Genomic DNA, 17,793 nt, shown 5'->3' on the forward strand with positions numbered 1-17,793 from the left:
TTGCGGAAGGCAGAAATAAAAAAAGGGAGCACTGTAAAAACAGTGCTCCCGGTTCGTTCCGCAGCATTCCAGCTACAATTCGTGCTCCCTGCTCATCCGTGACAACTTTTCCTGAAGCCCGAAGGCCTGGTCATCCGTAAACCGTTGCATCCTGCACACATCTTCCTGACGTGTTTGTTTCATCCTGAAACGTCCTGGCCTTCCTGACCCACCGACCATCCTGACCGGCTCTCGTTCTCCTTCCTGGAGGTGTCCCTTACGCATCCTGCGTTATCCACTTCGCTTCATCCTGAAGCCTTCCTGCAGCGCCATCCTGACGAGTCCTGAGTGAGATACGCCATCATCCTGATGTTCGTTTCTCGTGTCGGCGTCCTGTCGACGGAGATAGAATCCGCTATTCCGCTTCGTCTTACAACCCACCCTTTCAGGGTTGTAAGCCGTAAGAAATCCCTAAAAACGATGCAATGAACCACTAATTCATTGAAAAATAGAGTGATATTAATCTGAATTAAATAAGGTAATACTGAATGTTCCAGCGATCTCTCACAAACCTTGTAAGAGATCTCTCACACGCGCGATAGCATCATGGATTACAGAAGTGGCTCAAGTCGGGTGAGGAAATCCGCAAGAGAGGGGGCGAGAATCTCGCGATTGCGGGTTCCGATAGTCTCTTTAACCACTTCACCTGACAGGTTACAGACGGATAACACATCCAGTTCGCTGTCCAGCGTGGCAATAAAGAGCGTCGGAGAAAGCTTAAGGCGTTTTTGCGTGACCAGATGACCAATCAGGTTTTCCTGAACACGCTGCAGATCGTCTTCGCTCCAGGTCTGCAACAGCGTCAGCGTGATATCAGCAAAGCGCGCGGGCATATCCCCTGCGAACTGCGTGGTATAAAACGCGTGAACCGCTGGTTGTACCACAATGTCCATTGCCCGTTCAACCGCATTTACATTTTGCTCGCCGGTATTGGGCTTCGGCTGCCAGATAACGTAGTCGTCGAGCGAAGAGATAATGCACGGCGAGGGTACGCCATATAAATCAGCACTTTGCGGCCACGAGCCCTGCTTTTCATGCCATGCGTCGCAATAGCGGGTCGTGAAGGTAGTGAGGGCATTTGCAGTTTCGATGTCCACCGATTTCTCTCTTCTTGTCAGACAGGATAAACTCAGCCCATAAGTGTACCTGTAAAGTGGCTATGAAACATGTCTTACGAAAATCATCAGGCGTTAACTGGCTTAACGCTGGGTAAATCGACCGATTACCGCGATACCTACGATGCAGGCCTGCTGCAGGGCGTGCCGCGCAGCCTGAATCGCGATCCTCTGGGTCTGCATGCGGACGCATTGCCGTTTGTCGGCGGCGATATCTGGACGCTGTACGAACTCTCCTGGCTCAACGCACGCGGTCTGCCGCAGGTGGCGGTGGGCCACGTTGAGCTGGATTACGCCAGCGTTAATCTCGTCGAGTCCAAAAGCTTTAAGCTTTATCTCAACAGTTTTAACCAGACAAAATTCAACAGCTGGGACGACGTTCAGCACACCCTGGAGCGTGATTTAAGCGCCTGCGCGCAGGGAAAGGTAAGCGTTTCACTGTATCGCCTGCACGAGCTGGAAGGGCAGCCGGTCGCCCACTTCAACGGGACCTGCATCGACGATCAGGATATCGAGGTAGAGAATTATGAATTCAGCGCCGATTACCTCGAAAACGCGGCGAGCGGAAAGGTAGTCGAAGAGACGCTGGTCAGCCATCTGCTGAAATCCAACTGCCTGATCACCCACCAGCCGGACTGGGGCTCGGTGCAGATCCAGTATCGCGGCCCGAAAATCGACCGGGAAAAATTGCTGCGCTACCTGGTGTCGTTCCGCCATCACAACGAATTCCACGAGCAGTGCGTGGAGCGTATCTTTAGCGATATTCAGCGTTTCTGCCAGCCAGAAAAACTGAGCGTTTATGCGCGCTACACCCGCCGCGGCGGTCTGGACATTAACCCGTGGCGCACCAACACCGATTTTGTGCCTGCGACGGGACGGCTGGTGCGTCAATAATATAAATATTTTCACAATATGCGCGGTATCTTCCGCGCTTTAGGTTGTGAAACGTCACGCGCCAGGGCTATTGTAATCAACAGGGAAAGACGATAATCGTCCCGTAAGGAGCTCACTTGATTACACATATTAGCCCGCTTGGCTCAATGGATATGTTGTCGCAGCTGGAAGTGGACATGCTTAAGCGCACGGCCAGCAGCGATCTTTATCAACTGTTTCGTAACTGTTCACTTGCCGTACTGAACTCCGGAAGCCTGACAGATAACAGTAAAGAACTGCTGTCCCGCTTCGAAAGCTTTGATATCAACGTGCTGCGCCGCGAGCGTGGCGTGAAGCTTGAAGTCATCAACCCGCCGGAAGAGGCCTTTGTCGACGGGCGCATCATTCGTTCACTTCAGGCTAACCTGTTTGCCGTGCTGCGCGACATTCTGTTCGTTAACGGGCAGATCCACAACGCAGGCCGTTTCCAGCATCTCGACCTGGAAAGCTCGGTCCATATTACCAACCTGGTGTTCTCTATTTTGCGTAACGCCCGTGCCCTGCACGTTGGCGAAGCGCCGAACATGGTCGTCTGCTGGGGCGGTCACTCCATTAACGAAACCGAATACCTTTATGCCCGTCGGGTAGGAACGCAGCTCGGCCTGCGCGAGCTGAACATCTGTACCGGCTGCGGTCCGGGTGCGATGGAAGCGCCGATGAAAGGTGCCGCAGTGGGACACGCGCAGCAGCGTTATAAAGAGGGGCGGTTTATCGGCATGACCGAGCCGTCAATTATCGCCGCTGAGCCGCCTAACCCACTGGTTAACGAGCTGATTATCATGCCGGATATCGAGAAGCGTCTTGAGGCGTTTGTCCGTATCGCCCACGGCATTATCATCTTCCCGGGCGGCGTGGGGACAGCGGAAGAGCTGCTCTACCTGCTGGGTATTCTGATGAATCCGGCCAACAAAGATCAGGTTCTGCCGCTGATCCTGACCGGGCCAAAAGAGAGCGCCGACTACTTCCGCGTGCTGGACGAGTTTATCGTGCACACGCTGGGTGAAGCCGCGCGTCGTCACTATCGCATCATCATTGACGATGCCGCAGAGGTGGCGCGCCAGATGAAAAAAGCGATGCCGCTGGTGAAAGAGAACCGTCGCGATACCGGCGATGCGTACAGTTTTAACTGGTCGATTCGCATTGCGCCGGACCTGCAGATCCCGTTCGAGCCTTCGCATGAAAATATGGCGAACCTGAAACTCTACCCGGACCAGCCTGTGGAAGTCCTGGCGGCCGATCTGCGTCGTGCCTTCTCCGGGATTGTGGCGGGCAACGTCAAAGAGATGGGCATCCGCGCCATTGAACAGTACGGTCCGTACAAGATCCACGGCGACCCGGAGATGATGCGCCGTATGGACGACATGCTGCAGGGCTTCGTCGCTCAGCACCGCATGAAGCTGCCAGGCTCCGCCTACATTCCTTGCTACGAAATCTGCACCTAACGCTTAGCAGCGTCTCATCAAAACCGGGTCGCCCTCTCGCGCGTCCCGGTTTTTTTTTACCGAAGCAATTCATAGGCATCACTTATGTCTTTTACAAACTATTCACAAACGCAAACGATTACCTCATTTTTACAACCGTAAGTTATCAGCCTTAATCCAAATTACCCGCCAGAAAATCCTAAAAACCCAAATCTTTACAGCTAAAGACACCTATATCACGGGCCGGTCTTTCAGCTCACATGTCGTTGATGGTAGCCTTCGCGCCCGTAAATTCTCTTTGATGTTTTTTTAACAGATAAATGGTCTAAAGATGCCCACATCATAAGTGGATTATTGCATTTGGGATCAGGATCACTGATAGATTCATAACTAGAATGTATCTTTCCGCCCGCCAATAGTTACGGGCGAAAATTATTAAAAAACCGTCACTGAACGAATTTCATATTACCGTCAGGCACTTTTTCATCGGATTTGACTAAAAAACCTGACAATTCGCTTCCTCCAGGAGATATAGATGGAAACCACTCAAACCAGCACCGTTGCTTCGATTGAATCCCGAAGTGGTTGGCGCAAAACGGATACCATGTGGATGCTTGGCCTTTACGGCACGGCAATCGGCGCTGGTGTACTGTTCCTTCCTATCAACGCAGGCGTCGGCGGTCTGATCCCGCTGATCATTATGGCTATCATTGCTTTCCCGATGACCTTCTTTGCACACCGCGGTCTGACCCGCTTCGTGCTGTCCGGTAAAAACCCGGGCGAAGACATCACTGAAGTTGTTGAAGAGCATTTCGGCGTTGGCGCAGGTAAACTGATTACCCTGCTCTACTTCTTCGCGATTTACCCTATTCTGCTGGTCTACAGCGTGGCGATCACCAACACTGTTGAAAGCTTCATGATGCACCAGCTGCACATGACGCCGCCTCCGCGTGCGATTCTGTCTCTGATCCTGATTGTGGGCATGATGACCATCGTGCGCTTCGGTGAGCAGATGATTGTGAAAGCAATGAGCGTACTGGTCTTCCCGTTCGTTATTGCTCTGATGGTGCTGGCTTGCTACCTGATCCCACAGTGGAACGGCGCAGCGCTGGAAACCCTGTCCCTGAGCAGCGCATCGGCAACCGGTAACGGCCTGCTGATGACCCTCTGGCTGGCGATTCCGGTGATGGTGTTCTCTTTCAACCACTCCCCAATCATCTCCTCTTTCGCCGTTGCGAAACGTGAAGAGTACGGTAATGGCGCAGAGAAGAAGTGCTCCAGCATCCTGGCACGCGCTCACATCATGATGGTACTGACCGTGATGTTCTTCGTCTTCAGCTGCGTACTGAGCCTCTCCCCTGCGGATCTGGCGGCAGCGAAAGAGCAGAACATCTCTATTCTGTCTTACCTGGCGAACCACTTTAACGCACCGGTCATTGCGTGGATGGCACCTATCATCGCGATTATCGCCATCACAAAATCCTTCCTGGGCCACTACCTCGGCGCACGTGAAGGCTTCAACGGTATGGTGATTAAATCTCTGCGCGGTAAAGGCAAGAGCATTGAAATCAACAAGCTGAACAAAATCACTGCACTGTTCATGCTGCTCACCACCTGGGCGGTAGCAACGCTGAACCCAAGCATCCTGGGCATGATTGAAACCCTGGGCGGCCCGGTCATCGCGATGATTCTGTTCCTGATGCCGATGTACGCGATTCAGAAAGTCCCTGCTATGCGCAAGTACAGCGGTCATGTGAGCAACGTCTTTGTGGTTATCATGGGTCTTATCGCAATCTCTGCGATCTTCTACTCCCTGTACACCATGTTCTGATTATCACCCGCGCCGTCTTCGGACGGCGCACTCCTCCCTCTCTGACTGAAAGCAATGGACGCATCATGATTAGCGTATTCGATATCTTCAAAATCGGTATTGGTCCTTCCAGCTCTCACACCGTCGGACCAATGAAAGCTGGTAAGCAGTTCACGGATGACTTGATTGCACGCGGCATCTTGCATGACATTACCCGCGTGGTTGTCGATGTATACGGCTCGCTTTCCCTGACCGGGAAAGGCCACCATACCGATATCGCCATTATCATGGGCCTGGCGGGAAATCTGCCGGATACCGTTGATATTGATGCGATCCCTGGCTTCATCCAGGATGTGAACACCCACGGTCGCCTGCTGCTGGCGAACGGTGAGCATGAGGTTGAATTTCCGGTTGATCGCTGCATGAATTTCCATGCGGACAACCTGTCGCTGCACGAAAACGGCATGCGTATTACCGCGCTGGCGGGCGACAAAGCGGTATACAGCCAGACGTATTACTCTATCGGCGGCGGTTTTATTGTCGACGAAGACCACTTTGGTCAAACCAACAATTCCGCTGTTGCTGTGCCTTATCCGTACAAAAATGCGGCGGATTTGCAGCGTCACTGCCAGGAGACGGGCCTGTCCCTTTCCGGCCTGATGATGAAAAACGAACTGGCGCTGCACAGCAAAGAAGAGCTGGAACAGCACTTTGCAAACGTCTGGGACGTGATGCGCGGCGGTATCGAGCGCGGGATCACCACTGAAGGTGTTCTGCCGGGCAAATTGCGGGTACCTCGCCGTGCGGCAGCGCTGCGCCGTATGCTGGTGAGCACCGACAAAACGACAACGGACCCGATGGCCGTCGTAGACTGGATCAACATGTTCGCACTGGCGGTGAACGAAGAGAACGCCGCAGGGGGCCGTGTGGTCACCGCGCCGACTAACGGTGCCTGCGGTATCGTTCCGGCGGTGCTGGCGTACTACGACAAGTTTATCCGTGAAGTAAACGCGAACTCACTGGCACGCTACCTGCTGGTCGCCAGTGCGATTGGTTCGCTGTACAAGATGAACGCGTCCATTTCCGGTGCGGAAGTGGGCTGTCAGGGTGAAGTCGGCGTGGCGTGCTCCATGGCGGCTGCGGGTCTGGCCGAACTGTTGGGCGCAAGCCCGACACAGGTGTGCATTGCTGCGGAAATCGGCATGGAACATAACCTGGGACTGACCTGTGACCCGGTTGCCGGACAGGTACAGGTGCCGTGCATCGAACGTAACGCGATTGCCTCCGTGAAGGCGGTGAACGCGGCACGTATGGCGCTGCGCCGCACCAGCGAGCCGCGCGTCTGTCTCGATAAGGTTATCGAAACCATGTACGAAACCGGTAAAGATATGAACGCCAAATACCGCGAAACCTCTCGCGGCGGCCTGGCGATGAAGATCGTAACCTGCGATTAAGCCTCTCAGGAAGCCTCGTTTTGCGAGGCTTCTTCCTGTTTTCCCCACCATTCATAGTTTCACGCTGCTGACAGTGTTACCCTTCACGCATGAGATAGAAGGGAGATTATCTGTGGCCGTTCATTTACTTATCGTCGATGCTCTTAACCTGATTCGCCGTATCCATGCGGTACAGGGGACGCCTTGTAAAGACACCTGCCTGCACGCGCTGGAACAGCTTATTCGCCACAGTGAGCCCACCCACGCGGTCGCGGTATTTGATGACGAAGCCCGCAACACGGGCTGGCGACACCAGCGTCTGCCGGACTACAAAGCCGGACGCGCACCGATGCCGGACGATCTTCACGCTGAATTGCCCATGCTGCGCGCTGCATTTGAACAGCGGGGCGTCCCCTGCTGGGGCGCACACGGAAACGAAGCCGACGATCTCGCGGCCACCCTCGCCGTAAAGGTGGCAAGTGCCGGGTATCAGGCCACTATCGTTTCAACTGACAAAGGCTACTGCCAGCTGCTCTCCCCGACTATCCGCATTCGCGACTATTTTCAAAAACGCTGGCTGGACGCGCCGTTTATCGCCAGCGAGTTCGGCGTCTCGCCTGAGCAACTGCCGGATTACTGGGGGCTGGCAGGCATCAGCAGCTCTAAGGTGCCGGGTGTCGCCGGTATTGGGCCGAAGAGCGCCGCACTGCTGCTGACCGATTTTCAGAGTCTGGAAGGGATTTACGCCCGTCTGGATGAGGTGCCAGAAAAGTGGCGCAAGAAGCTGGAGGCGCATAAAGAGATGGCCTTTATCTGCCGGGAAATCGCAACGCTACAGACGGATTTACAGCTGGACGGGAATTTACAGCAGCTGAGATTAGAGCGTTAATATCCCCTCACCCTAACCCTCTCCCCATGGGGGAGAGGGAACTGCACGGTGCGGTCTTTTCCCCCTCGCCCCTTTGGGGAGAGGGCCGGGGTGAGGGGCAATCAGCGCACTATCGCTCGTCGCGACGTCCGCCGACCGCAGCCCACCAGCGACGAATATGCACCGTCACCTCTTCACGGTCGTGATACAGCTGACGCGCCTGGATCTCCACGTTAATACCGTTTTCGTCCATTTGTTCCTGAATGTACGCCAGGTTCTGCGACACTTCCTCATAGCGCTTTTTCATCGGCAGCTTGAGGTTGAAAATGGTCTCACGACACCAGCCGTTCACCAGCCAGGAGGCCATCAGCGCGGCGACTTTTGCCGGTTTCTCAACCATATCGCACACCATCCACGAGATGTTGTTACGGTTCGGGCGATAGCGGAAACCGTCTTCACGCAGCCAGGTGACCTGTCCGGTGTCCATCAGGCTTTGCGCCATTGGACCGTTATCAACGGACGATACCCACATATTGCGTTTCACCAGCTGATAGGTCCAGCCGCCCGGACACGCGCCAAGGTCGACGGCGTACATGCCGTTTGCCAGACGCTCATCCCACTCATCTGCCGGGATAAAGACGTGGAACGCCTCTTCCAGCTTGAGCGTGGAACGGCTTGGCGCATCGGACGGGAAGCGCAAACGCGGGATGCCCATAAAGAAGGGAGAGTTGTTGGTGGTGTACGAATAGCCTGTATAGCAGCAGCCCGGTGCGATAAAGAAGATATGCACCACCGGACGCTTCGGCGTTTCGTAGTTCGTCAGCACGCCCGCATCACGCAGCGCCGCACGCAGCGGCACGGTGAACTTACGGCAGAACTTCATCAGCTCTTTACTTTCATTGGTATCCGCCACTTCAACGCGCAGATCGCCGCCCTTCTCCACCACGCCCTGCAGCATGCCGACAATTGGCGTGATGCGGTCTTCCGGCGGAAGATCCTTCAGCAGCTCACCCGCAACAAACATCTGGCGAGCGAAGATCAGCGAGCTGAACGGCAGCTCGCGCGCCAGCTTGTCGGCGTCTTCAGGCTGATAGCACTCAAATACCACATAGCCCGCGTTCTCTTTTACGCGGGCAAAGCCGAAGACTTCGCGCTTCGCCGCTTTATCGGTAATTTCCGCGGCGCACTCTTTCTCAAACCCCGGGCGACAATATAAAACAACCTTATTCATGAACAACGCCCTTGCGTTTCAGACGGATAGCTCCGATAAACATTAATACCCAACCCGCCAGGAAGCTGAAGCCGCCGACAGGTGTAACGAACGCCCACAGGCGCAGATGTGAGAGCGCAAGGCAGTACAGGCTACCGCTGAACAACACGGTACCCAGCGCCATAAACACGCTGCTCCAGTAAAACCAGATACTGATACGACGCTGCATCGCCACCGCCAGCCCAAAAATAGCCAACGTGTGGAACGCCTGATATTCAAGGCCGGTCTGGATCCAGCCCATCTCTACTGCGCCCAAAGACTTGCTTAATACATGTGCGCCAAAGGCGCCCAGTGCAACAAAAATAAAGCCACTCACCGCGGCAAAAATCAGCATGAATCGGCTGGTCATGTTTAAGTCCTGAATTGATGCGTGCCCGGCACACAAACGTTATTGCTCATACCTGAAGCGGAATTTTTCTTGCTCGGTTGCCGCTTTCGCCAGTATCCACTGCCGGAAAGCGGCTATTTTACCCAGTTCTGCCTGACTGTCATGACAAACCAGATAAAACGCATTCTTGCTGACCAGTACATCATTAAAAGGGCAAACCAGGCGGCCTGCCTCAATTTCGGACTGCGCCATGACGTTGTTCGCCAACGCCACGCCCTGCCCGTGAATGGCAGCCTGTAACACCATCGCACTGTGGCTAAAGATGGGTCCCTGCTGCACGTTTATATGTGTAAGACCTAATTGACGGGTATAAGTTTGCCAGTCGCGGCGAGAGGCATCATGCAAAAGCGTATGCTGAGCCAGGTCAGCGGGTGACTTCAGCGCCTTTTCACCTGTTAACAGCAGGGGAGAACAGACCGGCAGGAGATATTCTGCGTATAATTTCTCAACACGCAAGCCCGGCCAGTTACCGCGACCATAAAAAATGGCGACATCCACGTCATCGGCCAGCTTGTCCTCCTGGCGATCTACCGCCTGGATTCGAACGTCGATCCCCGGATAAGCTGAGTTAAAGCTTGAGAGTCTGGGCACCAGCCAATGAATGGCAAAACTGGGCAATAAACTGACAGTCAGGGCACCTTTTGCACTGCGAGCCTGCAGCTTACGCGTGGCTTCCGTAAGCTGGGAAAAAATCTCTTTAATATCCTGAAAATAGCTCTGCCCCTCTTCGGTCAACAGCAACGAACGGTTGCGTCGACGAAACAGCTTAAGGCCCAGAAAATCCTCCAGAGACTTGATTTGGTGACTTACTGCGGCCTGTGTCACAAAAAGCTCATCTGCTGCGCGGGTAAAGCTCAGGTGACGTGCTGCTGCATCAAAAACACGTAATGCATTGAGGGGTGGCAATCGCTTTGACATGGTTATCTGGCTTAGATGTTAACGGATTTTAACAAACAGGAAACAACGTTTAACCTATTAGTTTTTTTTATCTGAGCCATTATAATTTGTCCGTTGAGGAACTACCAGCAAATACCTATAGTGGCGGCACTTCCTGAGCCGGAACGAAGAGCTTTTTTCGGAATGCGTGTTCTGAAGGGCTTTTGGCTTACGGTTGTGATGTTGTGTTGTTGTGTTTGCAATTGGTCTGCGATTCAGACCACGGTAGCAACGCTACCAATTTTTCACTTCCTGTACATTTACCCTGTCTGTCCATAGTGATTAATGTAGCACCGCCAATTTGCGGTGCTTTTTTTTCGCCTGCGATCCGTTAGTGCTCGATCTCTTTCATCTCTTTCACGTCCGTGCGGTTGATCTGCTGCTTGTTCCCGTTAGCATCTTTGTACGAAATCATCCCGGTATCATTATCGGTAGTCGGTTTCCCTTCCGAAACGATAGAACGACCATCGTTGGTGTGCATCACGTAGTTGTTACCAGAACACGCGCTCAGGGCAAAAGTAAACGCACAGGCAGAAATGATTGCAGCTGTCTTATTCATGATTATTCTCCTTTAGCAATTAATGCTATTCAAACCTCGATTTATAACAGGCTAAAACATCCGCCTAACACTATTTAGCATAACCTGCTTTTTTGAGGTCGTAAGGATAAGCAGACAATTCTGATAGATATCAACCTCCTTGCCCTGCCGCTGAAATTGCGCGACGATCGCTATATTGAAATGAGGAATCCCATGAACGCTTTCAGTCCTGCGCAGTTCCGCGCACAGTTCCCGGCCCTGGCCGATGCCGGTATTTATCTGGATAGCGCCGCCACCGCCCTTAAGCCACAGGCGGTGATTGAGGCCACGCAGCAGTTCTACAGCCTGAGCGCCGGGAACGTGCATCGCAGCCAGTTTGCCGAAGCGCAGCGTTTAACCGCGCGCTACGAAGCCGCACGCGATCAGGTCGCGCGCCTGATCAATGCCGAAAGCGGGAAAAACATCGTCTGGACGCGCGGCACAACCGAGGCCATCAATATGGTGGCCCAGTGCTACGCGCGCCCGCAGCTTCAGCCAGGCGATGAGATCATCGTCAGCGAAGCGGAACATCACGCCAACCTGGTGCCATGGCTGATGGTGGCCGAGCAAACGGGTGCGCGCGTGGTGAAACTCCCACTGGGTGCAGACCTTCTGCCCGATGTGGCCCGTCTCCCCGAGCTGATTACTCCCCGCAGCCGCATTCTGGCGCTCGGACAGATGTCGAACGTCACAGGTGGTTGCCCGGATCTGGCTCAGGCCATTCGCATCGCCCATGCCAGCGGGATGGTGGTGATGGTCGACGGCGCTCAGGGCGTGGTGCACTTCCCCGCTGATGTGCAGGCGCTTGATATCGACTTCTATGCCTTCTCGGGACATAAGCTCTACGGTCCAACCGGTATAGGGGCGCTGTACGGCAAGCCAGAACTGCTGGCAAAAATGACGCCGTGGCTCGGTGGCGGCAAAATGATTACCGAAGTGTCGTTCGATGGATTCAAAACGCAGGATGTTCCCTATCGTCTGGAGGCCGGTACGCCGAACGTGGCAGGGGTGATTGGCTTAAGCGCGGCGCTGGAGTGGCTGGCAGAAACCGACATTGTCCAGGCTGAAAGCTGGAGCCGGGGGCTGGCGACGCTGGCAGAGGAAGAACTCAAAAAGCGCCCGGGCTTCCGCTCGTTCCGCGTTCAGGACTCCAGCCTGCTCGCCTTTGATTTTGCGGGCGTTCATCATAGCGACATGGTGACGCTGCTGGCCGGGTACGGCATTGCCCTGCGTGCCGGACAGCACTGCGCCCAGCCGCTGCTGGCGGCGCTCGGCGTTAACGGTACGCTGCGCGCCTCGTTTGCGCCGTATAATACCCAAAGCGATGTCGACGCGCTGGTTGCCGCCGTTGACCGCGCCCTTGAAATACTGGTGGATTAATGACTAGCGCTGCTTTAGCCGGACATCCGTTTGGCACGGTCATCACAGAAGAGACCCTAAGACAGACCTTCGCCCCGCTCCAGCAGTGGGAAGATAAATATCGACAGCTGATCCTTCTGGGTAAACAGCTTCCTGCGCTTTCAGACGATCTCAAAGCGCAGGCGAAAGAGATCGCAGGCTGTGAAAACCGCGTCTGGCTGGGCGTGAGCGTCTCCGGCGAGAAGCTGCACTTCTTCGGCGACAGCGAAGGCCGCATCGTCAGGGGCCTGCTGGCCGTATTGTTGACCGCTGTGGAAGGGAAAAGCGCGGCGGAATTGCTGGCACATTCGCCGCTGGCATTATTTGATGAGCTTGGGCTGCGCGCGCAGCTCAGCGCCTCGCGCGGTCAGGGGCTGATCGCGCTCAGCGACGCGGTACTGGATGCCGCACGTCAGGCTCAGGCCTGACGTTCCGCCTTCGCCATCATTTTCTTGAGGGCGTGAGACACCGCCACAAAGCCGAAGGAGGCGGTCACCATGGTGGCCGCACCAAACCCGGAGGCGCAATCCATTCGTTTTGGCCCTTCCGCCGTACTCTTCATTGCGCAGACTGACCCATCCGCCTGCGGGTAGACCAGCGCTTCGGTTGAGAACACGCAGTCGACGCCCAGCTTGCCTTTGCTGTTCTTTACCACGTTAAAGTCGCTCTTCAGGCGTTCGCGCAGCTTGGCAGCCAGCGGATCCTGAATGGTTTTCGCCAGATCGGCCACCTGGATCTGCGTCGGATCGATTTGCCCGCCCGCGCCGCCCGTCGTGACCAGCGGCACCTTGTAGCGACGGCAGTAGGCGATCAGCGCCGCTTTTGGCCGTACGCTGTCGATGGCGTCAATCACATAGCTGTAGCCTTTGCTCATGTACTCCGCGACGTTATCTGCCGTCACAAAGTCGTCGATCACCGTCACGCGGCACTCCGGGTTGATCAAACGGATACGCTCCGCCATGACCTCAGATTTCGCCAGACCGACGCTATCGCGCAGGGCGTGGATTTGACGGTTGGTGTTGGTGACGCAAACGTCATCCATGTCAATCAGCGTGATTGCGCCAATACCGGTTCTCGCCAGCGCTTCTGCCGCCCACGACCCCACACCACCAATGCCCACGACGCAGACATGCGCATCCGCAAACAGCTGCAGGGCTTTTTCACCATATAAACGTGCCGTTCCGCCAAAACGCTGGCGCCAGGCATCGCTGATTACCACAGACATAAAACCTCAAATGTAAAAAGGGTGAGGTTTTCCTCACCCTGAACAGTAATCCGTATTGCGCTCAGAATACCACAATCAGCCGCTGAATACGTTTCCAGCACCCGGCGCCGCCTTCAGTACCCACACGCGTCCGTAGTGGTTATACCAGCCCGCGCGATGGCCTGCGTCAGGGCCAATACCCTGATAGATGTCGAAGTGCTGGCCTTTAATCGCCCCGCCGACGTCCAGCGCCACCATCAGGCGCAGCTCATACTGGCCGTTGAACTTGCCGTTGTTGTCCAGCAGAGGGACCTCAGCCAGCAGCGTGGTGCCAGCAGGAATAATCGAACGATCCGATGCTACCGACGCGCGGCCAATCAGCGGAACGGCACTCGCCCCTTTCACCGGCGCGAAGTTTTGCGGTTTGAAGAAGACGAACGACGGGTTCTGCTCCAGCAGTTCACGCACCTCGGCTTCGCTGTGTTTCTCGCCCCACTCGCGGATAGCCTGCATCGACATATCTTCTTTCTTCACTTCGCCGCGGTCGATCAGCACCTTGCCAATACTGCGATAGGCGTGGCCGTTTTTACCGGAATAGCTGAAGAAGTTAAGCGGCGAACCGTCGCCAAAATCAATGTAGCCGCTGCCCTGAACGTCCATGATGAAGTTATCCATCAGGGAGTTGCTGTAGGCCAGAACGTAGTTTTCGCTCAGCGCACCGGCGTAGATCTCAGCACGAGACGGCAGACGACCGCGTTTTGGCGGCATACGGTAAATAGGATACTGGAACTCGCCCTGACGGGAGTGTCGTGCCTGGATAACCGGGGTGTAATAGCCGGTAAACTGAACGTTGCCGTAGTTATCGGCTCCTTCCATCTGCCAGGCATCGATACCAAACTGGCGCATGTTGCGCGTGTCGCCGCCTGCTTTCAGCCAGTCCTGGACCGCGCTATACACGCTACTCTGGGTACCATACAGACGCGGCGACGCGTTGCGGATCTGGTAGACCTGCTCGGAGAAATCACCGGCATTAATCGGTGCGCCGACAGCATCAGGCTGATTAACTAAAGAGAAAGGCTGGGATAACTTCCCGTCTTTATACTGTTGACCGCGATCGGTCGGTTTGGAAGAACAGGCCGCAAGAATCGCTACCATTGCGCCCGCCATCAGATACTTCGCCCAACGTCCTTTCATTATATCTCGTCTTTAAGTTGCCCATTTCCGCGTGATGAAGATAACAAACCGCCAGGGCTAATGAAATGCGATCGCATGCCCTTTGGCAAATTTTGCGCAAAAAATAGTCCAAACAAAGCCATGTCGTTCAATTTGCATACAAAATCATGATTTATGTGAAAAAGGGGTTGCATCACAAACCTATCCGAGTATAGTGCGCATCCACGGACGCGGGGTGGAGCAGCCTGGTAGCTCGTCGGGCTCATAACCCGAAGGTCGTCGGTTCAAATCCGGCCCCCGCAACCAATACTTCTAAAAACAATAAACACCCTTAAGGGTGTTTTTTTGTATCTGTCGTTTGTCAATTTGCCGGGCGTTTACCCGGCTGAAAGATTTACCCGCGTCGCGCCAGCGTCGCCCCGTCTGAGAAATACGCCCGTATCCCCGCCAGAATCGACTCCGCCACTTCCTGCTGGAATTTTGCCGTCTTGAGCTTGCGCTCCTCTTCAACGTTACTGATAAACGCGGTTTCGACCAGAATCGACGGGATATCCGGTGCCTTGAGTACCGCAAATCCGGCCTGTTCAACGCTGTTTTTATGCAGCTTATTGATATTGCCCAGCTTGCCCAGCACCGCTTTACCAAACTTCAGGCTGTCGTTAATGGTCAGCGACTGCACCATATCGAACATAGTGTGGTCGACGTAGCGGTCGCCGCTTTTGCTCACGCCACCAATCAGGTCAGAGGCGTTCTGGCTGTCAGCCAGAAATCTTGCTGCGGTACTGGTCGCGCCTTTGGTTGAGAGCGCAAACACCGACGAGCCGCTTGGCTGGCGGCTGGTAAACGCATCCGCATGGATCGACACGAACAAATCGGCGCGCTGCTTCTGCGCTTTCGCTACCCGGACCTTCAGCGGAATAAAGATATCTTCATTGCGCGTCATATAGGCGCGCATATTGCCTTCTTTATCAATCAACGCCTTCAGACGACGGGCAATTTGCAGCACCACGTCTTTTTCACGCGTGCGGTATTTCCCCACCGCGCCGGAGTCTTCGCCGCCGTGACCTGGATCGAGCATGATCACAATCGGACGATCGCGCCCTGCTTTCCCAGGCTGCGGACCGCTTTGCGCAGGTGGAACCTGACGCTGCAAATCGCCCTTGTTGTAATCCTCCAACAGGGCAAGAAGCGGATCCTGAATGTCCGTCGCATTAGCCGGGTAGAGATCCATCACCAGACGCTCTTTAAACGTCGCAACGGGCGCAAGGGCGAACAGCTGCGGCTTAACGTTCTGTTTAAGCTCAAACACCATGCGCACGGTTTGCGGATCAAACTGCCCGACGCGCGCCGATTTAATAAACGGATCGTCGCCGCGGATCTGCGCCGCCATCCCCTTCAGCACGGAGTTGAGGTTAACGCCTTCGAGATCCACCACCACGCGTTCAGGGTTGCTGAGGGCAAATTGCTTATATTTCAGCACGCGGTTGGATTCGACCGTCACGCGCGTATAGGTCGACGACGGCCAGACGCGCACCGCCACCACCTGACTCGTGGCGGCAAGACCGACCTGACTGACGCTAAGCAACCACATTGCCCCGGCCCCTTTTAACAAACGGCGGCGGCTTATTGCTGAATTGGATCCCGACATGCTTCTCCCGAGCAAGAACACTGACTGATATACAAAATGTCCAAATTGACCGAAAACTTTAACGAATGACGCATAAACTGTCATCTATAAAAGGGTAAACAATCATACGCTAACGCACGGATTACTTACCAATTTCTGTGGGTCGCAGAAAATTTGCGCTTGCACACGCGACCACAATCGAATAAAAATACAGAAATTACGAATAAACATTCATTAAGGGTTGTGCCATGGTGAAGGAACGTAGAACCGAACTGGTCCAGGGATTCCGCCATTCTGTTCCCTATATCAACGCCCATCGGGGAAAAACGTTTGTCATCATGCTTGGCGGCGAAGCCATTGAGCATGAAAATTTTTCCAGCATCGTCAATGACATTGGCCTGCTGCACAGCCTCGGGATCCGCCTGGTGGTGGTGTATGGCGCGCGTCCGCAGATCGACGCCAACCTGGCCGCTCACCACCACGAGCCGATTTACCACAAGCATACCCGCGTTACCGATGCCAAAACCCTTGAGCTGGTGAAACAGGCGGCGGGTCTGCTGCAGCTGGATATTACTGCTCGCCTGTCCATGAGCCTGAACAATACGCCGCTACAGGGGGCGCATATCAACGTCGTGAGCGGCAACTTTATCATTGCCCAGCCGCTCGGCGTGGACGATGGCGTGGATTACTGCCACAGCGGCCGCATTCGTCGTATTGATGAGGAAGCTATTCATCGCCAGCTGGACAGCGGTGCCATCGTGCTGATGGGCCCGGTTGCCGTTTCCGTGACCGGCGAAAGCTTTAACCTGACGTCCGAAGAGATTGCCACGCAGCTGGCGATCAAGCTGAAGGCGGAAAAAATGATTGGGTTCTGCTCCTCCCAGGGCGTCGTGAACGCTGAAGGAACAATCGTACCGGAACTCTTCCCGAACGAAGCCCAGGCTCGCGTGGAGGCGCTGGAAGCCGAAGGCGATTACCACTCCGGCACCGTCCGCTTCCTGCGTGGCGCCGTGAAGGCGTGCCGCAGCGGCGTACGCCGCAGCCATCTGATCAGCTATCAGGAAGACGGGGCCCTGCTGCAGGAGCTGTTCTCCCGCGACGGTATTGGTACACAGATTGTGATGGAGAGTGCGGAGCAGATCCGCCGCGCCACCATCAACGACATCGGCGGCATTCTGGAACTGATCCGCCCGCTGGAACAGCAGGGTATTCTGGTGCGTCGCTCACGCGAACAGCTGGAGATGGAGATCGACAAATTCACCATTATTCAGCGCGATAACCTGACCATTGCCTGCGCCGCGCTCTATCCGTTCCCGGAAGAGAAGATCGGTGAAATGGCCTGCGTGGCGGTGCATCCTGATTACCGCAGCTCTTCACGCGGCGAAATGCTGCTCGAGCGCGTGGCGGTACAGGCGCGCCAGATGGGGCTAAGCAAGCTGTTCGTCCTGACGACGCGCAGCATTCACTGGTTCCAGGAGCGCGGATTCACGCCGGTGGATATCGATTCTCTGCCGGAAACGAAGAAAGAGATGTACAACTATCAGCGTCGTTCAAAAGTGCTGATGGCCGATCTGGGATGATACGGCGCCCTCACCGTCCGG

16 protein-coding genes and 1 tRNA gene are annotated in these 17,793 nt (G+C 55.0%); 9 read left to right on the plus strand and 8 right to left on the minus strand.

Features of this window, described 5'->3' with window-relative positions:
• Positions 1 to 590: 590 nt before the first annotated feature.
• Entirely contained in the window at positions 591 to 1,136 is a 546-nt protein-coding gene (gene syd, locus GVO84_RS17995) for a SecY-interacting protein (protein ID WP_159514818.1), read from the minus strand.
• Positions 1,137 to 1,205: 69 nt separating this feature from the next.
• Here syd and queF point away from each other — a divergent pair, with 69 nt between their 5' ends.
• From queF to xni, 5 genes are all read left to right on the plus strand, one after another.
• Complete coding sequence (queF, locus tag GVO84_RS18000) at positions 1,206 to 2,048, plus strand: NADPH-dependent 7-cyano-7-deazaguanine reductase QueF (protein ID WP_159514819.1); 843 nt, start codon at positions 1,206 to 1,208, stop codon at positions 2,046 to 2,048.
• Positions 2,049 to 2,164: 116 nt separating this feature from the next.
• On the plus strand, positions 2,165 to 3,529 hold the full coding sequence (ppnN, locus tag GVO84_RS18005) for a nucleotide 5'-monophosphate nucleosidase PpnN (RefSeq protein ID WP_159514820.1): 1,365 nt from the start codon (positions 2,165 to 2,167) through the stop codon (positions 3,527 to 3,529).
• Between the two features lie 514 nt (positions 3,530 to 4,043).
• Positions 4,044 to 5,339 (plus strand): HAAAP family serine/threonine permease, encoded by a 1,296-nt coding sequence (locus GVO84_RS18010; RefSeq protein WP_024909280.1) that lies wholly within the window; start codon positions 4,044 to 4,046, stop codon positions 5,337 to 5,339.
• A gap of 65 nt (positions 5,340 to 5,404) precedes the next feature.
• The gene (locus GVO84_RS18015) at positions 5,405 to 6,772 is read left to right on the plus strand and encodes an L-serine ammonia-lyase (protein ID WP_159514821.1); all 1,368 of its coding nucleotides are present in this window, start codon (positions 5,405 to 5,407) and stop codon (positions 6,770 to 6,772) included.
• Positions 6,773 to 6,884: 112 nt separating this feature from the next.
• Positions 6,885 to 7,640 (plus strand): flap endonuclease Xni, encoded by a 756-nt coding sequence (gene xni, locus GVO84_RS18020; RefSeq protein ID WP_159514822.1) that lies wholly within the window; start codon positions 6,885 to 6,887, stop codon positions 7,638 to 7,640.
• A gap of 109 nt (positions 7,641 to 7,749) precedes the next feature.
• Here the strand turns inward: xni and rlmM are convergent, their stop codons facing one another.
• The 4 genes from rlmM to GVO84_RS18040 all read right to left on the minus strand — a co-directional run bounded on the left by rlmM (position 7,750) and on the right by GVO84_RS18040 (position 10,772).
• Complete coding sequence (gene rlmM, locus GVO84_RS18025; protein ID WP_121424556.1) at positions 7,750 to 8,850, minus strand: 23S rRNA (cytidine(2498)-2'-O)-methyltransferase RlmM; 1,101 nt, start codon at positions 8,848 to 8,850, stop codon at positions 7,750 to 7,752.
• A complete protein-coding gene (locus GVO84_RS18030; protein ID WP_023309031.1) occupies positions 8,843 to 9,238 on the minus strand; it encodes a DUF423 domain-containing protein in 396 nt (131 codons plus the stop codon). The genes rlmM and GVO84_RS18030 overlap by 8 nt, the downstream gene beginning before the upstream one ends.
• A 39-nt stretch (positions 9,239 to 9,277) precedes the next feature.
• On the minus strand, positions 9,278 to 10,195 hold the full coding sequence (gene gcvA, locus GVO84_RS18035) for a glycine cleavage system transcriptional regulator GcvA (RefSeq protein ID WP_023309032.1): 918 nt from the start codon (positions 10,193 to 10,195) through the stop codon (positions 9,278 to 9,280).
• A 349-nt stretch (positions 10,196 to 10,544) separates the two neighbouring features.
• Positions 10,545 to 10,772 (minus strand): YgdI/YgdR family lipoprotein, encoded by a 228-nt coding sequence (locus GVO84_RS18040; protein WP_008499648.1) that lies wholly within the window; start codon positions 10,770 to 10,772, stop codon positions 10,545 to 10,547.
• A gap of 192 nt (positions 10,773 to 10,964) precedes the next feature.
• On the opposite strand from GVO84_RS18040, the gene csdA reads away from it, so the two are divergent.
• Together csdA and csdE are read left to right on the plus strand one after the other, a co-directional pair.
• Complete coding sequence (gene csdA / locus GVO84_RS18045; RefSeq protein WP_159514823.1) at positions 10,965 to 12,170, plus strand: cysteine desulfurase CsdA; 1,206 nt, start codon at positions 10,965 to 10,967, stop codon at positions 12,168 to 12,170.
• Positions 12,170 to 12,616 (plus strand): cysteine desulfurase sulfur acceptor subunit CsdE, encoded by a 447-nt coding sequence (gene csdE / locus GVO84_RS18050; RefSeq protein WP_047060010.1) that lies wholly within the window; start codon positions 12,170 to 12,172, stop codon positions 12,614 to 12,616. The genes csdA and csdE overlap by 1 nt, the downstream gene beginning before the upstream one ends.
• Here the strand turns inward: csdE and tcdA are convergent.
• The gene (gene tcdA, locus GVO84_RS18055; protein ID WP_008499651.1) at positions 12,607 to 13,413 is read right to left on the minus strand and encodes a tRNA cyclic N6-threonylcarbamoyladenosine(37) synthase TcdA; all 807 of its coding nucleotides are present in this window, start codon (positions 13,411 to 13,413) and stop codon (positions 12,607 to 12,609) included. The genes csdE and tcdA overlap by 10 nt on opposite strands.
• A gap of 75 nt (positions 13,414 to 13,488) precedes the next feature.
• Positions 13,489 to 14,586 carry a murein transglycosylase A gene (gene mltA, locus GVO84_RS18060; protein ID WP_121424558.1) on the minus strand — a complete coding sequence of 366 codons (1,098 nt, stop codon included), beginning with the start codon at positions 14,584 to 14,586 and terminating at the stop codon, positions 13,489 to 13,491.
• A gap of 208 nt (positions 14,587 to 14,794) precedes the next feature.
• Here mltA and GVO84_RS18065 point away from each other — a divergent pair.
• Positions 14,795 to 14,871, plus strand: a tRNA-Met gene (locus tag GVO84_RS18065).
• An 88-nt stretch (positions 14,872 to 14,959) separates the two neighbouring features.
• Here GVO84_RS18065 and amiC read toward each other — a convergent pair.
• On the minus strand, positions 14,960 to 16,213 hold the full coding sequence (gene amiC / locus GVO84_RS18070) for an N-acetylmuramoyl-L-alanine amidase AmiC (RefSeq protein WP_029740496.1): 1,254 nt from the start codon (positions 16,211 to 16,213) through the stop codon (positions 14,960 to 14,962).
• 227 nt (positions 16,214 to 16,440) lie between these two features.
• On the opposite strand from amiC, the gene argA reads away from it, so the two are divergent.
• Positions 16,441 to 17,772, plus strand: a complete 1,332-nt coding sequence (argA, locus tag GVO84_RS18075; protein WP_159514824.1) for an amino-acid N-acetyltransferase — start codon at positions 16,441 to 16,443, stop codon at positions 17,770 to 17,772.
• Positions 17,773 to 17,793: the final 21 nt, after the last annotated feature.

The organism is Enterobacter sp. SM3 (assembly GCF_009811935.2).
In the GTDB taxonomy this organism is placed as follows: domain Bacteria; phylum Pseudomonadota; class Gammaproteobacteria; order Enterobacterales; family Enterobacteriaceae; genus Enterobacter; species Enterobacter asburiae_D.